Raw genomic sequence first — 18,982 nt, 5'->3', positions numbered from 1 at the left:
CGCAAAACGGGAAGGTTCTACATGCTCAACTTCGATAGAGATCGCTTTGTGAGGATACAAAGCGGCGCAGTCGCCATAGCGCCGGACGTGCGTAATCTGATGCGCGATCTGCTGGCGAATGGCCTGGAACGCATTTTCTTCATGGGCACAGGCGGAGTGCAGTTCCTCACACAGCCGGCCATCGAGTTGGCGCGCAACGCGACGCTGTTTCCGGTGTCTGCCGCCTATTCGGCGCAGGTCGTTCTGGAGCCGCCAGCGGGCCTGGACGAAAAGGCGCTGGTCGTGTTGCCCTCACTTTCGGGCACCACCAAGGAAAGCGTGCAGCTTCTGTCGTTCCTGAAAGAACGCGGCGTCAAGACGCTGTCCCTGACCGGGCATAAGGATACACCGCTCGGCAGCGACGCCGACTACAACTTCACCAACTTCGCCGAGGACGACACATCGTCGGAATCCTTCTACCTCCAGACCTTCCTCATCGTGCTCGCCCTCCTGGCCGAACGTGGCGAGTACCCCGATTTCGACGCGACCGTGGCAGAACTGAAGCTGTTGCCGGAATTGCTTGTTTCGGTGAAGCAGGAATACGAAGCCGACGCTGCCGCTTTGGCTAAGGAGATCAAGGACGAGACCTATCACATCTTCACGGGCGCAGGCTCGGTATGGCCCGAAGCGCACTATTACGGCATGTGCATCCTCGAGGAGATGCAATGGATCCGCACCCGCCCCGTGCATGCATCCGACTTCTTCCACGGCACGCTGGAACTGGTGGAGCCAGGTGTCAGCCTCTTCGTCTTCAAGGGCGAAGATGCCTTCCGGCCGCTGACCGACAGGGTCGAGAATTTCGCCAAGCGCTATACCGATAAAGTGCGCGTGCTGGACGCCGCCGCGGTCTCGCTTCCCGGCGTCTCCTCCCGGACGCGGAGCCTCATTTCGCCGATCATCCTGGCAACGATGCTGGAGCGCCTGAGCGCCCATCTGGAGGTCCTGCGCGACCATCCGCTGACGACGCGTCGATACTACAAGCGCGTCGAATATTGAGGTTTCCGGTCCCGGTGCCGCCGGGCCGGGACCGATCCCAACCACGCCAAAAAACGAAAACAACAGAGAGGAACCCGAGAAATGAAAGCCACTATGTTCTTGAGCACGACGAGCCTTTCTTCGCTCATTGCCGCTGCGCTCCTCATGGGCAGCGTTGGTGCTGGGTCTGCCGCGGAGCCGGCTGTCGCCGATCCCGATGCGAAAGTCGATTATTCGGGCACGATCAGCGTGTTGACGAAGTTCGGCCTGCAGCAGCTCTCTCCCTTCTTCACCGATGCGGCCAAGCAATATGAAAAGCTTCATCCCGGCGTGAAGGTCGAGCTCATCCAGGAGAGCGACGACAGCGTGAAAGGCAAGACGAAAGCGCTCGTCGCATCCAATTCGCTGCCGGACGTCTACTTTACCTGGACGGGAAGCTGGGGCGAGAACTTCGTGCGGGGCAAGCGCGCCGTCGATCTTACACCGGTGATCGGGCCTGACACCGAATGGGGCAAGACCCTGGCTCCCGCCGCTGTCTCTGCCTTCCAATATGGCGGCAAGCTCTACGGCATTCCTCTTTATCTCGATGCCAAGTTCATGGGCTACAATAAGAGCCTGTTCAAAAAAGCGGGTGTTGCCGAGCCCAAGACCTTCGAGGATCTGCTGAGCGCCTGCGCGGCGCTCAAGAAGTCCGGTGTCACGCCGGTTTCGTTCGGCAACAAGGAAGGCTGGCCGGGCGTTCACTATGCCGGGCAGCTGCTTGCCTACAACGTACCGCAAGCCACCCTCGAAAAGGACTTCGTGCCGGCCACGGCCGAATATACCGATCCCGGTTATGTCGCCAGCCTGAAACAGTTCAAGCAGATCGTCGACGAATGTTCGGACGGATCGGGCACGAACGGTGCCTCCTATGCCTCGGCCCTGCAGCAGTTCAGCAATGGCAAATCCGCCATGTACTACCAGGAGATCATCGAATTCGATCAGGCGACCGCCGATGGCGCGTTGAAGCGAGAGGACTTCGGCTTCTTCAAGCTGCCGGTGCCGAAGGACGCCAAGGGCGATGTCAAGGCCATCGAAGGCGCGCCAGAGGGCTACATGATCAACACGGCCTCGAAGAACATCCCGCTCGCCATCGATTTCATGCGCTTTGTCACCTCCGCTGAAAACGGCAAGGTCTTGTCGGCGCCTCCCTACGGCCAGCCGAGCGCCACGGTCGGCGGCTATTCGGCTGATAGCATGAACCCGGCGGTGGTCGACGGGCTGAAGGTGATCGCGGATTCCTCCTATCTCATGCCCTGGCTCGACACGGCCAATCCCCCGCGCGTGGCGGCAGCGTGGCTCTCCGGTCTCCAGGCGCTGGTCGGCGGCTCGATGACGCCGGACGAGGTCATGGAGCGGGTCAAGGAAGCTGCGGCCTCCTCCAAGTAACGGTCCCCTCGATGACGGTCACAACGCAAAAGGGCGACGCCATCAAAACGGGCCTTGCCCGGCCGGACCGGTCCCAATGGGACCGGCTCGGCCCACTCTCGGCGATCCTGTCGTTCCGCTGGATCCTGGTCGCCTTCGTCCTGATCCTCTGGTTCGTCTACTATCCGATCATCGACAACTTCGTCGTCAGCACGAAAAACCAGGATATCTTCACCGGCGAAACCTCTTTTGTCGGGCTCGACAACTACCGCCGCCTGCAGGGCGATCCCGTCGTCTGGACGGCGATCGTCAACAACACCCTCTATGCCGTCATCTCCGTCGTCTTCCAGGTTTTCGGCGCCTTCGTGCTGGCGGCGCTCATCGAGGGGCTGAGCGAAGAGCGATGGCGCCGGTTCTGGCGCGCCGTCTACTTTGTGCCCTCTGCCATTTCGATCACCGTCACCGGCCTGCTTTTCTACTTCATCTATCAACCCGACATCGGCCTCCTGGATTCGGCGTTGACCCATATCGGGCTCTCGGACTGGTCGCGCGCCTGGCTCGGCGAGGAACAGACAGCCATCTACGCCATCATCGCGATGAGCCAGTGGCAGGGTTTCGGCTATTCGACCTTGTTGTTCGCCATCGCCATCCAGAAAATTCCTCGCGAACTCTACGACGCGGCGATCATGGACGGAGCCGGGATCTGGCGACGTCTCTGGAACATCACCTTCCCGCTTACCCGCGAGATGACCGGCCTCATGGTGATCGTCACCATCACCGGCGCGTTCCAGGTCTTCAACGAGGTCATGGTGATGACCGGCGGCGGGCCGAACAACAGCAGCCAGGTTCTCGGCACCTGGCTCTATCAGCAGGGTTTCATCGAAAACGACTTCGGCTATGGAGCGGCCATCGCCTCGGTCATCTTCGTCATCACACTCATGACCGGCTTCGCGCAGCTCTGGTACACCAAAAGACGGAGGGTAGAGCTGTGAACGGCGCTCGTCATGCTCCCGAAGCGGAGCGTACAGACTTCCTCGCCGTGCTGGCGAAAGTCTGCCTCGTCACCTTCCTCACGAGCCTTGGCATCGTCGTTCTTTATCCGCTGCTCTGGATGGCGCTGAACGGCTTCAAGACCAATGCCGAGATCTTCGGCAATCCGTTCGCGCTGCCGAGCGGCTTCGGTGTCGCGAACTACATCTCGGCGTGGAACCAGGGCATCCGGAATTACATCGCCACGAGCGTCATCGTCACGGTCGGATCGGCCATCTGCACCGTGCTGATCAGCGCCTGGACCGCTTATGGCCTCACCCGATCGAAGCTGCCGGGAAAGCCGTTCTTCGTCGGCATCGTGCTGGGCGGGCTCATGCTGAGCCCGACGGTCGCCGTCATCCCGCTCGTGCGCATGATGCAGGATCTCGGTCTCTACAACACCTACTGGGCGCTGATTATCCTCTACACCGCTTTCCGCATTCCTTTCACGACCTTTCTCATCCGCGCCTACATGCTCGGTCTGCCGCGCGATCTCGACGAAGCCGCCATCATGGACGGCGCCAGTGAACGCCAGATTTTCTGGAAGGTGACGCTGCCGCTGTGCAAGCCGATCCTGGTGTCCTGCGTGATCCTGCACGTGCTGTTCGCATGGAACGAATATCTCTTCGCAATGATCTTCACCAGCGGAGCGGACCTGCAGACGCTGCCCGTGGGGCTCACCTCCATCATGGCGAAGCACGGCACGAATTATGCCGTCGTCTTCGCCGCGATGACGCTCTCGGCACTTCCCATCGTCATCACCTTCTTCGCGGCCCAGCGCTTCTTCATCCGGGGTCTCGCCGAAGGCATCGGAAAATAGGGCGAGGATCTTGAAACGCAAACAGCTCATCGGTGCGAATTTTTCCTTTCAGCACCACCCCTTCCGCTGGACCGTCGAGCGCCTGCGCGCCATGGGGTTCGACCGGATGGAACTGTGGGGCATCGCACCGCATCTCGATCTTTTCCACGACAACCGGGCGCGGCTCGCCGAGGTAAAGGCGGTTCTCGACGACAACGGCCTTTCCGTCCGCTGCTTCACGCCCGAGCAGGTTCTGTACCCGATCAACATCGCCTCGGGGGACCCCGCCTATCGCGAGGCGAGCGTAGAGCGCTTCATGCAGGCAGCCGAGATCTGCGCGGAACTCGGAGCAAAATATCTGTTCCTGACGCCGGGGCGCGGGTTCGAATGCGAAAGCCGGGAAACCGCATGGCGGCATTCGGTCGACTCGATCAATCGGATCGCGGCGCATGCAAGAACGCTCGGCGTCTCCTGCCTGCTCGAGCCACTCCAGCGTCTCGAGAGCAACATCGTCACCAACGCGGACGAGCTTCACACCTTCTGGCGCGCGATCGACGGCGACGACACCGATATCGTTCTCGACCTCGTTGCCATGGCGACCGCAGGCGACAGCGTAGGAGGCTATTTCGAGCGTTTTGGAAAACGCGTCGCGCACGTCCATGTCGTCGACGGGACGCCGGCGGGCCACCTGGCTTTGGGGGACGGCACCCTGCCGCTCGACGGTTATCTTGCAGACCTTCGCGCACAGGGCTTCGCGGGCACATTGACCTTCGAGCCCTTCGGAAACGGCTCCTATGCACTCGATCCCGTCTCCGCCTGGCGGCGATGCCTCGACGCGGCTGCGCCCCATTTCACCCAGGCAGACGAAGAATGAAGAAGGCCAGCCCCAAACTGGTTGCCGTCGGGGACAATTGCCTCGACGCGTATCTGGGCAAAGGTTTCGTCACCGTTGGCGGCAATGCGCTCAATGTCGCCGTGCAATGGCGGCGACTGGGCTTGAATGCACGCTATTTCGGCGCGCTCGGGCCAGATGCGGAAGCCGAGATCATGCTCGGTGCCATCGCGGAGGCCGGCCTCGACCGAAACGACATCGAAATACGCCCGGGCGCATCGGCCGTAACGCTGCTGGCGGATGATGCCGGCGAGCGGCGTTTTCTCCTGGAGTCCCTCGGCGTGGGGGAAGATTACGTCCCCAACCTTGAACGCTACCAGGCGCTCCGGGAGGCGGACTGGGTGCATCTCGGCACGAATGCGAGCGATCGGCTGGTCCGTCGGCTTGTCGCCGATCGCATACCCTTCAGCGTCGATGTCTCAACCCGACATTTCGACCTGCCCCTCGATGGTGTTCCTCTGGTTTTCGCCTCGGGTCCGGACGACCCGGACGAGGCGGTCGAACCACTGATCGCACGGTTCGAGGCGGCGGGCGCGCATGAAGTCGTGGTCACCTGCGGCAAGCGCGGTTCCTTCCATGGCATGGATGGCAAGGTGGTGAGCGCGCAGTCGGTACCGGTCGCCGTCGTCGACACCTGCGGCGCCGGCGACAGTTTCATCGCGACGTTCATCGTGTCGCGCTTCTTCGAGGGCCGGTCCGCACAGGCCGCTCTCGAGCGCGCCGCCGCCAGGGCATCCGAAACCTGCACCCACCTCGGCGGCTTCCCCCAGCCCATCAGGGCGATCCCGCAATGGCTGCTGGAAAAATATGACGACGTCATCCGCACCGCAGGCGAGGCAGCAACATGAACACGATAACGATGAGGCCGCCTGTTGCGGCAGCGCCAAGCGACCGTTCCTTCTGGCTCCAGAGCATCGGCGCCGACGCCGAAACATTGCCTTTGCAGGACAGCGCCGACTGCGATGTTGCGATCGTCGGCGGCGGATATGCCGGCCTTTGGACGGCGCTTCGGATCAAGGAGCAGTCACCGCAGACGCGCATCACCATTCTCGAGGCGGACTTTTGCGGTTCAGGTGCCTCGGGCCGGAACGGCGGCCAGGTCCATAGCTGGTTCGCCGAGATCGATCTGTTGAGCGCGCTTGTCGGCCAGGACGAGGCACTGATGCTGTGCCGGGCGACGGCCGATGCCATCGAAGAGCTGAACGGCCTGCAATCCGCTGGCACCATCGACATGGAGCTGAGGCTGGACGGCTGGCTTTGGACAGCGAGCTCGACTGCCCAGGAAGGCGCATGGGCGGCCGCCGCAGACCTCTGCCGCAGGCTCGGCGAGGAGCGCTTCTGGCTGCTCGAACGCGCCGACATCCTGCGTCGCACCGGATCCGATGCTTCTTATGTCGGCATCGTGGAAGAAAGGGCGGGAACGGTGCAGCCCGCCAAGCTGGCACTCGGTCTGCGCAAGCTCGCACTCGCCCGAGGAGTGGTCATACACGAGCGCAGCCCGGTCCTCGAAATCGCTCCAGGCGAGCGGCCACAATTGCGCACGGCGAGCGGTTCGCTGACCGCAGGCAAGGTGGTTCTTGCCGCCAATGCCTGGCTTTCTGCCATTCCGGAACTGCACCCCTATCTTTATGTGGTCAGCAGTCAGGTCATCGCGACCGCTCCTGCGCCCGACATTCTCGACAGGATCGGTTGGACGGACGGGGCCTCGATCTGCGACGCTCAACATCACGTCCTCTACTACCAACGCACCCCCGAGGGCGTGGTCATCTTCGGGCGGGGCACCGGCGGCATCGCCTATGGCGACCGTATCGATGCCCGTTTCAACCGCGGCATCGATGGTGGCGCGGACAACATGCGGGAACTGCACCGGGTCTATCCGCAGTTGAAGGATGTGCCGGTGCTGTACGACTGGAGCGGCCCGATCGACTGCACGGCGCAGCATCTGCCGGTTTTCGGTCACCTGAAGGATCACGCAAACATCTTCTATGCCATGGGATTCAACGGTACCGGCATCGCGCAAGCGCCGGTTGCCGGCCACATCATGGCCAGTCTTGTTCTCGGTCGCAACGACACGTGGAGCCGTTGCGGCCTGGTCGGCATCGACAAGCGCAGCCGGCTGCCACCCGAACCACTTCGCTACCTCGGCGCCCGCGTTGTGCGGAAGGCCATCCGGCGCAAGAACGATCTCGAAATCGTCAACAAGAGGCCGGATCCGATAACGCGGTTCCTGGCCGGGCTCGCCCCCTGACCGTGCAACCCGCAATCAACAACGGACCGAAACCATGGCCGATCTGTCGCTAAGAAACATCCGCAAGGCCTATGCCGATTTCGAAGTCCTGCATGGGATCGATCTCGAGATAAGCTCGGGCGAGTTCATCGTCTTCGTCGGCCCTTCAGGCTGCGGGAAGTCCACCTTGCTGCGCTCGATCGCCGGTCTCGAAACCATCACGTCTGGCGATCTGATCATAGACAACGAACGAATGAATGCCGTCGCGCCGTCCAAGCGCGGCATTTCCATGGTGTTCCAGTCCTATGCGCTCTATCCGCACATGACCGTCTTCGAAAATATGGCTTTCGGGCTGCGCATCGCGGGAACGCCGAAGAGCGAGATCGATGAGCGGGTGCGTAGGGCCGCCGAAATCCTTCAGCTCGACAAATACCTGCACCGCCAACCCAAGGCGCTCTCGGGTGGCCAGCGCCAGCGCGTGGCGATCGGCCGTGCCATCGTTCGCAATCCGCGGGTCTTCCTATTCGACGAACCGCTCTCCAACCTCGACGCGGCGCTTCGCGTCGGAACACGCATCGAGATCGCAAAGCTGAAGCGAAGCATGCCCGACACGACGATGATCTATGTCACCCATGACCAGGTCGAGGCGATGACGCTTGCCGATCGCATTGTCGTCTTCAACGATGGGCGCATCGAACAGGTGGGCACGCCGACCGATCTCTATCGGAAACCTGCCAACCTGTTTGTGGCCCAGTTTATCGGCTCCCCAGCCATGAACATCCTGAAGGGCAAAGTCGTCGAGCGTTCGAAAACGTCGGCGCGTTGCCTGCTCGACTGCGGCGTTTCTTTCGAGACGGAGGTGGAACCGGGCAGGCTTTCCCAGGGCGAGGCGATCAGCGTCGGGATTCGTCCGGAAGATGTGGAGCTTCACGACGGGACTGCGACCGATCTGGCATTCACCGGTTCCATCGATCTTGTCGAACATCTCGGCGAGGTACAGATCCTTTATCTTGATCTGCCCGACATTCGTGAGAAATTCCTGATGAAGGCGGGAGGTCAGAGTACTTTCGAGCGCATGCAAGGCATTTGTTTCACGGTTCGCCGGCAAAACCTTCATATCTTTGATAGCAGCGGAAATGCGGTGCGCGGCGAGCGCTGAGTTTGCAGCCATAGATCGGCGGCGGCAGCCTTAGCTTCTGCGGCGATGCCGCACAGTCTCCAGTCGCAAGATCGTGGCAGGCACCCCTTGCTTTCGCCAAGACGGCGCTCGTTCCCATGGGAGCGATTAGGCCGCTTGCTGTCCAAGATGCTCAAGGTTGCGAGAGTGCTTGGGCCGCGATCGACACGTCTTACCCAGACGGGATCACTCGCCGGTTCGCGATCCCTTCGCCGCCAGAGTGCGCAATACGTCCCTCGGCCTCAGATCAGAACGTCTTGCCAAGATTGATCAGGAAGCCGTTGTCGGTGTCACCATTGCTGCCGAACAGGCCGCGATATTCGAGCCGCACGCCGAAATCCTGTGTCGTCTGAATGTTCATCCCCAGGCCGAGCATGAAACGATCGCGGGCCGATCCATCGATGGAGGTATGGTAGAACGGTCCGCCGAACATATCGGCGTAGTTCATGGTGATCCCGCTCTCGCCCTGGAAGTCATGCTGATATTCCAGCCGCAGCTGTGGCGAGATCACGCCGAAGCTGACGGGGAATTTGTAAGCGAGCCGGAGGCCGAGATTCCCGGTGAAGGTATCTATCTCCTGTTCACCGTAGTGAAGCGCCGATGACGGATCACCGTCTTCGGTGAAGGCATCAAGCGTCGCACGTGCCATGTCCAGCCGCGCATAAGGCGAGATCTGCCAGTTTTCGACCTGATATTTTGCGCCTGCCGAAACGGAGGCAAACCACTGGCCGCCATCGCGATCGCCCGTGGCAAAGCCCCCGCCTGATGTCAGGAAGCGCTTCGAGTCGAATGAAAGCCATTGATATCCGACCAGGCCGTCGATGAAGTAATTCTGGCCGGGATGGTAGCTTGCATAAAGGCCTGCCGTGTAAGCCTTGCCGGTACTGCGGCTGCCATTGTCACCGATGTCGCTGACATCGCGACCGTAGCCTACGCCGAGGCCCAGCGCGAAGGCGCGGCTGAAGCGGTAGTCGATGCCGCCGCTGAGCCCCGTTGTCTCGAACTTGTAGCCGTCATCGCCCTCCCGGTCGCCGACGTTGATCGAGCCGCCCGTCCAGATCGTCACCTTGCTGTGGCCGAAGCTGCCGGTGCCGAGACCGCCGGGCGTGCTCGCCGTGGTGTTGTCATCGAGGAAGGATTTGAACGGCAAGTCGCGGTCAGCCGCCTTGCGGCTGCCGCAGATTTCGCCGTGGGGCACCAGATCATCCTTGCCGCACGTGCTTGCAAAGGAAAGCACGATGCCTTGGACGAAGGCTAGCGTGTCGGTGGGTTCCTGGCCGGCGCTGCTGTCATGCAGGCCTTCCAGCCGCTGCTGGAAATTGCCGATCTGCGAGGTGGCGAAACGGCGTGTCGCGGCCGTCTCTGCGTTGAGGATGCCCATGACTTCGCTGTCTTGGGTGGGATCGGGACGCGCCTCGACATTGATCGTGATCGCGGTCACCGTCGAAGTGGCATAGGCGTTGCTCAGCGTGAACGTCACCATGACGGTACCTGAAAAGGTCGTCGGCGGTGTGAACGTCATCTGATAGCCGTTGAGCGACGTCGTGCCTGACGAGGACGGAGGCACCGAGACCAGGCTTGCGCCGGTGAACGGCCCACCGCTGGCGTCCTTTGTCAGATCAACGACCACGGCCTTGCCCGATATCGTCGTGACATTTTGCGCGACCGCAACCGGGCGCGGCCTGACATTGATGGTAACCGTGGCTGGAGCCGTGGTCCCGCCAGGGCCTGTCGCCGTATATTGCAATTGGTCGGACCCGGCGAACGATGCCCCCGGCGTGTAAACGATATCGGTGCCGCTCAGCGTGGCGGTGCCGTGCGTCGGTGCGCCGAAAATCGCAACCGAGGTGATCGTTCCAGTGTCGTTGCTGAGCACGTTGATGGTAACAGGCTGCCCACTGAGCGTATCGGCTGTATCGGGATTGGCAATCGGTGGATTGCTTCCAACATCCAGCGTGTAGGCGATGGATCCGGTGAAGCCAAAACTGTCTGTCGCGGTCACGGTGAAGCTGGACGATCCGACGGTCGTGGGCGTTCCCGAAAGCGCGCCTGCCGGCGAAAGTGAAATCCCGGGCGGCAGGGCGCCACCGGTGACCGCAAAGCTGTAGGGGCCCGTCCCGCCGCTGGCTGTAAGTGTCTGGCTGTAGGCGACACCATACTGACCTTGTGCAAGGGTTGCCGGCGCAAGCGTTATGCTTGGCGCGGCGATCGTCAGCGAATAACTCGCGCTTCCGCTGCCCGGGGTGCCGGAGGTGCTGTCTGTCGCCGTCACCGTGAAGTTGAAATTGCCGGCAGCAGTCGGGATACCGGCAAGCGCTCCCGTCGGCGAAAGCGTAAGTCCGGCGGGCAGTGCGCCCGCGGTGATGGCAAAGCCGTAGGGAGCATTGCCGCCGCTTGCCGTCAATGTCTGGCTGTATGCATTTCCGGCGGTACCGGCTGGAAGACTGGTCGGCGCCAGGGTCAAGCCCGGCGAGTCGACCGTCAGATTATATGCACGCGGCCCCGTCTGGCCATTGCTATCGGTGGCCACGACGGTGAAAGCAAAGGTGCCGGACTGCGTTGGCGTGCCTGAGAGCACGCCTCCCGCGCTAAGCGACATTCCGGCAGGCAAGCCGGCCGGATTTGTCGAGAAGGTGTATGGCGCGATGCCGCCGGATGCGGTGATCGTGGCCGAATATGGCGAACCAGCGGTGGCGTTCGCCAAGGTTGTGGGCGCCAGCACGATGGAGGACGTTGCGACCTGCATCACGTAATTCTGTGTTCTGGAAAAGGGCGAACCAGTGCCGGTGCTGCTGTCCGTGGCGCCTACCGAGAAGGTGAAAAATCCCGTCGCGGACGGCGTCCCCGAGAGCACGCCTGTCGCAGCGTCGAGCGAGAGGCCTGCCGGCAGCGCTCCGGCGTTGACGCTGTAGGTATAAGGCGCCGTGCCCCCGGAGGCGGTGTATTGCTGGCTGTAGGGTGCGGCATAGGTTGCATTGAGTGTTCCCGCGGGCGGGGTCAGGGCAAGCGTCGGCGCGCTGACGGAATGGGGGAAGTTCTGAGAAATCGGAACAGGGCCGGTTCCGGTGCTGCTGTCGGTGCCGGTGACTACGAGATTGAAACTACCGGCCTCGGTCGGCGTCCCGGATACGGTGACACTGTTGGAAGTCGTGCCGGTGATCGAAAGTCCGGCAGGCAAGCCGCCCACCGTTAACGTGTATGGCGCCGCACCGCCGGATGCGGTGAAGGTCTGGGTGTAGGCAACACCGATCTGCGCCGTCGAGGGGCCAGACGCATTGACGGTTATTGTGGGGTCGCCGACCGTAACGCTCGCGGTGGCCGGGGCGGAGGTGCCAGCGGAATTGGTCGCCGTGTACGTGAAGGAATCCAGCCCGCGGAAGCCCGGATTGGGCTGATAGGTGACCGAAGTTCCGCTTGTAATGGCCGTGCCGTTGCCTGGCCCAGTCCCGATAGCGACGGAAGTCGGGGCGCCGCCGGTGATGTTGAGCGTGATCGGATTGGCGCCGCTGCCATAAGCGACGGTGGCCGAGACCGGGTTGGCGACAGGGGGAACGTCGTCGATTGCCAGACTGTAGCCGCGCGGCGCGCTGTTATAGGGGCCGCTTCCGGTGCTGCTGTCTGTCGCGACAACCGCGAAGTTGAAAGTGCCGGCAGCGGTCGGCGTGCCTGAGATGGTACCAGTCGATGCCGACAGCGTGGTCCCTGGAGGGAGAGCGCCCGCCGTGACTGAATAAGTATAGGGTGCCGTGCCGCCGTTTGCCGAGGTGATCGCTGCCGAATAGGCAACGCCTATCGTGCCATTGGCAAGCGTTGTCGTCGGCAATGAGACGGTCGGCGGTGCGATCGTCAGCGAATAGGCTTGGGTCCCGCTGTAAGGTCCGGGCGCGCCGCTGGAATCTGTTGCGCTCACGGTAAAGTTGAATGTTCCGCCGGCTGTAGGCGTACCGGACAGTGCGCCCCCCGGGGACAGTGCCAGTCCTGCCGGAAGCGCTCCGGCGCTGATGGAATATGTATAGGGAGACGTGCCGCCGCTGGCGCTGAGGCTGGTGCTGTAAGCCGATCCGACAGCGCCGTTCGGCAGCGTTGACGGCGCAATGACGATGGCGGGCGCGGCGCTGATGACGACGGTTACCGTGTGGGTTTTCAACCAGACGCCGCCGGTCGAGATCGTGGTGCTGTCCTGCACCCTTATCGTGAAGGTGTAGCTGCCCACAGCACTCGGCGTGCCTGAAAGCAGGCCGGTGCCAGACAGGCTCAACCCCGGGGGCAAGGGCCCTGTCTCAACCGTGTAGGTATAGGGCGCAGTGCCTCCGCTGGTGGTGAATTGCTGGCTGTAGGCAATCCCCTGGGTGCCCCCGTCCGGGTTCGCCGGCGAGACGACCAGCGTCGGCCCTGGAACGATGAAGCCGTAGCTCTTGTCTGCCGTGAGCGGCGTAGGCGAGGTCGAATCCGTTACGTGAACGGTGTAGTTGTAGGGACCCGAGCCGGTCGGCGTACCGGAAATCCTGCCGTTTGCCGCAAGGCTCAGCCCGGGCGGCAAGCTGCCGCCACCATCGCTATAGGTATAGGGCGCGACCCCACCGGCGGAAGACAGTGTCTGGTCGTAGAAAACGCCGATCTGGGGCGTTGGCAGGTTCGCCGGAGTGACGGTGATGGGCGAGGCGGCGGGCGTGATGGTCACGTTGACCGTCACGACACCCGCGGAAGCATCCTCGAATGTGAAGGTGTCCGTTGTGGCGCCGTCCCCATTGTTGACATAGGTCAGCAAGCCTGCGGACGCGTTGTCGATGGTGACGTGGCCGTGGGCTGGCTGCACCACTTTGTCCTGGGGGTTGGTTCCGAACGGGTCGCAAGACGACGCATCGATTTGCCTGCTGCCGCCAGACGCTACGGTTATAGCGATGGGAGCGGGGCAGCCGAGCGATGGGGCGGCCTGCGCGGAGGATGGAGCCAGGGCTGCAAGGCCAGCAAGGGCTAGCACAGCCAGCCACAGCACGATGCCGCTTGCCAGTACATGCGCAGGCACAGCGCGATACTTTGCCCCCCAGATCAATGCATGCCCCCCAATGCCGGAATTTTTACGCTCTAGTGCCGAAAAGCTGAATTCGACTTTGTCAAATGGATCGCTGACTTCGCAATGCCGGTACGATTTCTGTGCAGGCTTCCCCGATGAAGTAGATCGCGACTCTTCTTCATGTCGATCTCAAGCGAAAAACACACTTGCACAATTTTTAGATCGTGAGCAATCTCTAATGTAACATCGGGCATTTGAAGAGTTGGGGGAACCAATGGCCGAAGTTTTCCTCGGGCAGATCATGATGACGGGTTTTGCTTTCCCGCAAAAGGGTTTCGCCTTTTGCAATGGATCGCTGATTTCGATCGCCCAGAACCAGGCGCTGTTCTCGCTTCTCGGCACGATGTATGGCGGCAATGGCACCACGAATTTCGCCTTGCCCAATCTGCAAAGCCGCACGCCGGTCGGGGCCGGGCCGTCGGTCGATCCGGCATGGCAGCCTTCGCCCTATACGGTGGGAGATATCGGCGGGACCGAGAATGTCACCTTGCTGGTCCAGCAACTGCCTGCACACAACCATGTTGGCAACGCGGCCACCACGGCGGGCGCGGGCCGCAATCCCAACAACGCGCTCTATGGTGCCACCACGAATCCCATCTATGCCGCACCGGGTGGCCGCGTGGTTACCTTGGCGGCTCCGACCGTTACTTCCGTGGGTGGCACCCAGCCGCACCCGAACATCCAGCCTTACGAAACGATCAACTACAACATCGCGATGGCCGGTATCTATCCGTCGCGCTCCTGAATTCCGCCAGCCAGCACAAATCCTGCAGGGAGATCATCGATGAGTGAGCCCTATGTCGGCGAGATCCGGATGTTCGGTTTTCCTCGCGTACCCACTGGTTGGCTGCCCTGTACGGGAGGGCTGTATGCGATTTCGCAATACGACGCTTTGTTCAACCTGATCGGGACCACCTATGGTGGCGACGGCGTGGTCACGTTCGCCACTCCCCAGCTTTCCGGCCGCGTGCCGATACATCAGGGGACCGCGACTGGCCTATCGAGTTACGTCATCGGCCAGATGGCGGGAACTGAATCGGTGACCCTGCTGCCGACACAGATACCGCAGCACAATCATTCGATGACCGCGACACCTTCGAGCGCCAATGCCACGTCCGTCAGCACGACGGTGCAGCTTGGCGCCGTCACGAGCGACACGATGTACGTGACCGATATAACCGGGGCGACATCCTTCATAACCGCTCCCCAATCGACACAACCCAGCGGGGGGAATTCACCTCACGACAATACGATGCCGACCTTGACGGTACAGTTCTGCATTGCCTGGGCGGGAATTTACCCGATGCAGGGCTAAGCCGTGCCTCAAGGCCACAACGGAACCGGTTCGCCATGAAGATCGCAGGAATGTCCCAATGACCACGCCATTCATCGGTGAGATACAGATTTTCGGTTTCAACTTCGCTCCGCGCGGTTGGGCGTTCTGCAATGGTTCGCTTGTTCCGATCCAGCAGTATTCGGCGGTATTCGCATTGTTGGGTGTCAATTACGGCGGCAATGGCACGACCAACTTTCAGCTGCCCAATTTCACCAACCGCGCCGGCTGCAATCAAGGTCAGAGTCCAGGGCTGACGCTCCGCACCATCGGCGAAACGTTCGGCGAAAACAGCGAGACGCTGACGGTGACCGAGATGCCCGCGCACATGCATCAGCTTACGATCTACAATCAGAGCGATCCGGCTAAAAAAGCAGCGACCCCCTCGGATGGCAATTCCTTGACGTCGCCGGCGAACACCAGCGCCTTTGTCGCGGGCGCGCCGGTGAGCGCCCAGTTCATACCCAACATGATAGGTTTCACGGGCAGCAGTCAGCCGCACGAGAACCGGCAGCCCTACCTTGCGGTGAATTACTGCATAGCGCTGTCGGGCGTTTTCCCCACCTTCGACTGATGGTGCTTATCGGTGCGGAGCAATTGCCGGCATTCCCTTCCGGAGCAAACTCGCGGCTGAAGCTGCCTCGTGGCGCATCGCGAGCCGCCACGCCTGAAGATGTCGCATTCCTGCGGCGCCTCTATTGGTCTTTCCGCATGGAGGAGATGGACCCTGTGCCGTGGCCGCCGGAGGTGAAACGAGCGTTCATCGACCAGCAGTTCGACTTGCAACATCGCTATTATGTGGCCAGGTTCTCAAGTGCGGACTTCCTGATCCTGCTGGAAGGCAGTGAGCCGATCGGACGCCTCTATGTCGATTCCAGCGCCGAGCAATGGCACCTCATCGATATTGGTTTCCTGCCGCAGTGGCGCAACCTCGGCAAAGGCGAGGCCGTTCTGAAGACGATGCAGCGCAAGGCCAGAGCCCATTCGGTTTCCGGCATAAAGCTCCATGTCGAGCGTCGAAATATCCGCGCCCAATCGCTTTATCGCCGACTGCGTTTTCGTGAAACCGACGCCGGCGACACGCACATCCAGATGCAATGGTCGGAAGTCTGAGTTTTCGCTTCGCCAGCGCGTCTTAATTGAAGATCGCCTGATAGACGATGCCTTCCTTGTCCCGTGCGACCGGAACGAGAAAGATGTCCATCTGGCCGAGCGTGGAATTCTTCAGCTTGTAGAGTTTTTGAGGCAGGACGACTTGCGAACCGCTTCGGAACATCAGCGAGAAAGGCGAGCGCCGCATGCCGGGAAAGCCCGTTTCCGGCAGAGGGCGAGCCTCTGCCAAGGTAAGCGCGACCGAACTCTCGCCGAGCTCGAGGTCGAACGCACTGCCGACACAGCCGGCGAAATGGCCGAGCGTTACAATTTCCATGGTTCCGCCCCCTCGTGGCCAGGACGTGAAGTCGCGGCTTTCCCGCGAAACGTTCAGCTTTCCGGCTTGCCGACTCAACCCGAAGACTCGTCGGCATCTTTCTTGAGGCGATCGAGCCTCAATCCAAATCCCGCGAACCGATGCTCCAGTATTTCGCGTTTTGAACCGTCACTCAACGTCTGACATTGGCGCCACGGCAGAGTTTTTCACAGTTGGCCGTCCTGCAAGCGGAGTGCTTCCGGGGCTCTCAATTGCATTGAGCGAGCGTCTACCGACAGATCGCTTGTCGCTCAACCAAAGCTTTGCCGCACTCCAGTCGCGGCCCTCGGTAGGTTGTCACGCTGATTTCGGGATACAAGTGCCTAAATTTGACGTTGTCCTATCCACTATACAGCCAGCGCGCCGATTCAGGGTAAGAATGGCTCACCGCACCGGATTTGAAGCTTGACCCCATGATGACCTCTTCCCTGATCACCGCCCGGCTGGCGACCGTCGCCACGATGATCGCCGCGATTGTCGTTCTCTATGTGGGCAAGGAGCTGCTGCTGCCTCTCGCAATCGCGGTGTTGCTGACATTCGCACTGGCTCCGATCGTATCCTTCCTCAGGAAAATGAAGCTGCCGCGGTTGGCGGCCGTGATCGGAGCGGTTGCCTTCGCCTTCGCCGTCATGTCGATCTTCAGTCTCATCGTCGCCGCCCAGGTCAGCCAGGTCGCGGGGGACATTCCGAAGTACCAGTCGAATATCGTGGAGAAGATCCGGGTCTTGAAAGAGACCGGGTCGGAAGACGGCATCATCAGCCGCCTCGGACGCGTGTTCGAGCGCGTGAACAACGAAATCAACGAATCGGCTTCTCCGGCAACCGCGGCGAATGCGCGTGTCCAGGGCGAACAGAAGCCGTTGCTGGTTCAGATATTCTCTCCCCAGCGCCCGATCGAAACGCTGCGGAACATCATAGAGCCGCTGATCGGCCCCTTGGCCACGACGGGACTGGTGATCGTCATTGTGATCTTCATGCTTCTCGAGCGGGAAGAGCTGCGCGATCGCTTTATTCGGCTCGTCGGCTACAGCGATCTTCACCGAACCACGCAAGCTTTGCAGGACGCAGGCAGCCGCGTGGGCAAATACCTTTTGATGCAGCTGGTCGTGAATATCGCCTATGGCCTACCGCTGGCCGCAGGCCTGTGGCTACTCGGCATTCCAAACGCCCTGTTGTGGGGCATGCTGGCCATCGTTTTCCGCTTCGTTCCTTACATCGGGCCGGTCATTGCAGCCGTCATCCCCTTGTTCCTCGCCTTCGCGGTGGCTCCCGATTGGTCGTTGCTGATCTGGACAGCGGGATTGTTCGTACTGCTCGAGCTCTTGAGCAACAATGTCATCGAGCCATGGTTGTATGGTTCCCGCACCGGGCTCTCGCCCCTTGCGATCATCGTTGCAGCGGTATTCTGGGCCTGGCTGTGGGGTCCGATCGGACTGGTGCTTTCAACGCCGCTTACGGTGTGCCTGGTCGTGCTGGGCCGGCACGTGCCCCAGTTCGAGTTCCTTCAGATCCTGCTGGGGGACGAGCCGGTTCTCGATCCTCACGAACGCCTCTATCAGCGCCTCCTGGCGGACGACGTCGATGAAGCTACCGACAACGCTGAAGGGATGCTCGAGGAGAAATATCTGATCGAGTATCACGGTGCCGTTGGCATACCTGCCCTGCTGCTCGGCGAGCAAGATCGCGTTCGGGGAGCGCTCACGAGAAGCCAATCGGCAGATCTTGCCGAGAATGCGCGCCAACTCGTGGCCAATCTGAACGAGATCGCAGCGGAAGAGGAAGACGAGGGCGAGCAAGATCACCAGGAGGGCGGCAAAGAGAGCAAGAATGGAAGCCAGGTCGACGATGAGGGGGAGCACGGGTTCGATATTGATCTTCCAGATGGTTCCGGCAAATCGGTCCTCTGCATCGGCGGACATGGCGAACTGGACGACGTTGCGGCCCTGATGCTGGCGCAGGTCATTTCCGTCGAGGGTGCCGAATGCGAAGCGGCCGGCCACCGTGACCTTGTTCCAGCCAGAATACGCAGTCTGCCGCTGGAAGGGCGCAATTCCATCGTGATCGGCTTTCTGAACCCCGATTCCCTGAAATACTCCAGGTTCGCGGTGCGCCGTCTAAGGCGACTGGCTCCTCAGTCACGCATCGGTCTCGTCCTGTGGACGTCGCCCGGGAGCGAGCCGCCGTTCGATCAGAAGCAACTCGCCGAGCAATTGGAGGCCGATTTCGTTGCGTTCAGTCTCGTGGACTGCGTCGTGGCGGCACTATCAGACGAAAAGCCCCGTCACGTTAAGCCCAAGAGGCAGAGAAGCATCCGACGGTCGCGTGCGGCGAGCTCGGCACGGAAAAAAGCGGTAGCGGCGACGGAAGCGTAGCCATAAGCAAATCAAGCTCCGCGGATCGGGCCAGAGCAATTCCAGGAAAAGTGTGTAACGGTTTTCCGTCCGGAATTGCGTAACACAAAGAGCTGGAGCGTTTCCGTGAAAAACGGAAACGCTCCAGCTGGTGCCGAGGTGGCACCTCGATCCTTCAACCTCGCAACCAAGTGCGGTGCCCCGATCGTGG

Annotated in this window: 15 protein-coding genes; 13 read left to right on the top strand and 2 right to left on the bottom strand. The window is 61.3% G+C overall.

From position 1 onward, the window contains the following. The first annotated feature begins 21 nt into the window (after positions 1-21). From L4923_RS17685 to L4923_RS17650, 8 genes are all read left to right on the top strand, one after another. Positions 22-1,035, top strand: a complete 1,014-nt coding sequence (locus L4923_RS17685; RefSeq protein ID WP_239367450.1) for an SIS domain-containing protein — start codon at positions 22-24, stop codon at positions 1,033-1,035. Positions 1,036-1,116: 81 nt separating this feature from the next. Continuing rightward, positions 1,117-2,442, top strand: a complete 1,326-nt coding sequence (locus tag L4923_RS17680) for an ABC transporter substrate-binding protein (protein WP_239367448.1) — start codon at positions 1,117-1,119, stop codon at positions 2,440-2,442. 11 nt (positions 2,443-2,453) lie between these two features. Continuing rightward, the gene (locus L4923_RS17675; RefSeq protein WP_239367446.1) at positions 2,454-3,413 is read left to right on the top strand and encodes a carbohydrate ABC transporter permease; all 960 of its coding nucleotides are present in this window, start codon (positions 2,454-2,456) and stop codon (positions 3,411-3,413) included. Next, positions 3,410-4,270 carry a carbohydrate ABC transporter permease gene (locus L4923_RS17670; protein ID WP_239367444.1) on the top strand — a complete coding sequence of 287 codons (861 nt, stop codon included), beginning with the start codon at positions 3,410-3,412 and terminating at the stop codon, positions 4,268-4,270. The genes L4923_RS17675 and L4923_RS17670 overlap by 4 nt, the downstream gene beginning before the upstream one ends. A 10-nt stretch (positions 4,271-4,280) precedes the next feature. Then, on the top strand, positions 4,281-5,123 hold the full coding sequence (locus L4923_RS17665; protein WP_239367442.1) for a sugar phosphate isomerase/epimerase family protein: 843 nt from the start codon (positions 4,281-4,283) through the stop codon (positions 5,121-5,123). Continuing rightward, positions 5,120-5,989, top strand: a complete 870-nt coding sequence (locus L4923_RS17660) for a PfkB family carbohydrate kinase (RefSeq protein ID WP_239367440.1) — start codon at positions 5,120-5,122, stop codon at positions 5,987-5,989. The genes L4923_RS17665 and L4923_RS17660 overlap by 4 nt, the downstream gene beginning before the upstream one ends. After that, complete coding sequence (locus tag L4923_RS17655) at positions 5,986-7,389, top strand: NAD(P)/FAD-dependent oxidoreductase (RefSeq protein ID WP_239367438.1); 1,404 nt, start codon at positions 5,986-5,988, stop codon at positions 7,387-7,389. The genes L4923_RS17660 and L4923_RS17655 overlap by 4 nt, the downstream gene beginning before the upstream one ends. A 34-nt stretch (positions 7,390-7,423) precedes the next feature. After that, the gene (locus L4923_RS17650) at positions 7,424-8,527 is read left to right on the top strand and encodes an ABC transporter ATP-binding protein (RefSeq protein ID WP_239367436.1); all 1,104 of its coding nucleotides are present in this window, start codon (positions 7,424-7,426) and stop codon (positions 8,525-8,527) included. Positions 8,528-8,792: 265 nt separating this feature from the next. On the opposite strand, the gene L4923_RS17645 is transcribed toward L4923_RS17650, so the two are convergent. After that, positions 8,793-13,598: a putative Ig domain-containing protein gene (locus L4923_RS17645; RefSeq protein ID WP_239367434.1), complete on the bottom strand. Its 4,806-nt coding sequence runs from the start codon at positions 13,596-13,598 to the stop codon at positions 8,793-8,795. A 235-nt stretch (positions 13,599-13,833) separates the two neighbouring features. Here L4923_RS17645 and L4923_RS17640 point away from each other — a divergent pair, with 235 nt between their 5' ends. From L4923_RS17640 to L4923_RS17625, 4 genes are all read left to right on the top strand, one after another. Further along, positions 13,834-14,364 carry a phage tail protein gene (locus tag L4923_RS17640; protein WP_239367432.1) on the top strand — a complete coding sequence of 177 codons (531 nt, stop codon included), beginning with the start codon at positions 13,834-13,836 and terminating at the stop codon, positions 14,362-14,364. A 39-nt stretch (positions 14,365-14,403) separates the two neighbouring features. Then, positions 14,404-14,934 carry a phage tail protein gene (locus L4923_RS17635; protein ID WP_239367430.1) on the top strand — a complete coding sequence of 177 codons (531 nt, stop codon included), beginning with the start codon at positions 14,404-14,406 and terminating at the stop codon, positions 14,932-14,934. 58 nt (positions 14,935-14,992) lie between these two features. Then, on the top strand, positions 14,993-15,526 hold the full coding sequence (locus L4923_RS17630; RefSeq protein WP_239367428.1) for a phage tail protein: 534 nt from the start codon (positions 14,993-14,995) through the stop codon (positions 15,524-15,526). A 155-nt stretch (positions 15,527-15,681) separates the two neighbouring features. Then, complete coding sequence (locus L4923_RS17625; protein ID WP_239367426.1) at positions 15,682-16,065, top strand: GNAT family N-acetyltransferase; 384 nt, start codon at positions 15,682-15,684, stop codon at positions 16,063-16,065. Between the two features lie 22 nt (positions 16,066-16,087). Here the strand turns inward: L4923_RS17625 and L4923_RS17620 are convergent, their stop codons facing one another. Next, positions 16,088-16,381, bottom strand: a complete 294-nt coding sequence (locus tag L4923_RS17620) for a DUF6916 family protein (RefSeq protein ID WP_239367424.1) — start codon at positions 16,379-16,381, stop codon at positions 16,088-16,090. Positions 16,382-16,833: 452 nt separating this feature from the next. Here L4923_RS17620 and L4923_RS17615 point away from each other — a divergent pair, with 452 nt between their 5' ends. Beyond that, entirely contained in the window at positions 16,834-18,792 is a 1,959-nt protein-coding gene (locus L4923_RS17615) for an AI-2E family transporter (RefSeq protein WP_239367422.1), read from the top strand. Positions 18,793-18,982: the final 190 nt, after the last annotated feature.

It is taken from the genome of Terribium retamae, assembly GCF_022347545.1.
In the GTDB taxonomy this organism is placed as follows: Bacteria; Pseudomonadota; Alphaproteobacteria; order Rhizobiales; family Rhizobiaceae; genus Mesorhizobium; species Mesorhizobium retamae.
Note: the sequence above shows the minus strand (reverse complement) of the source record. Positions and strands in the feature narration are given on the sequence as shown.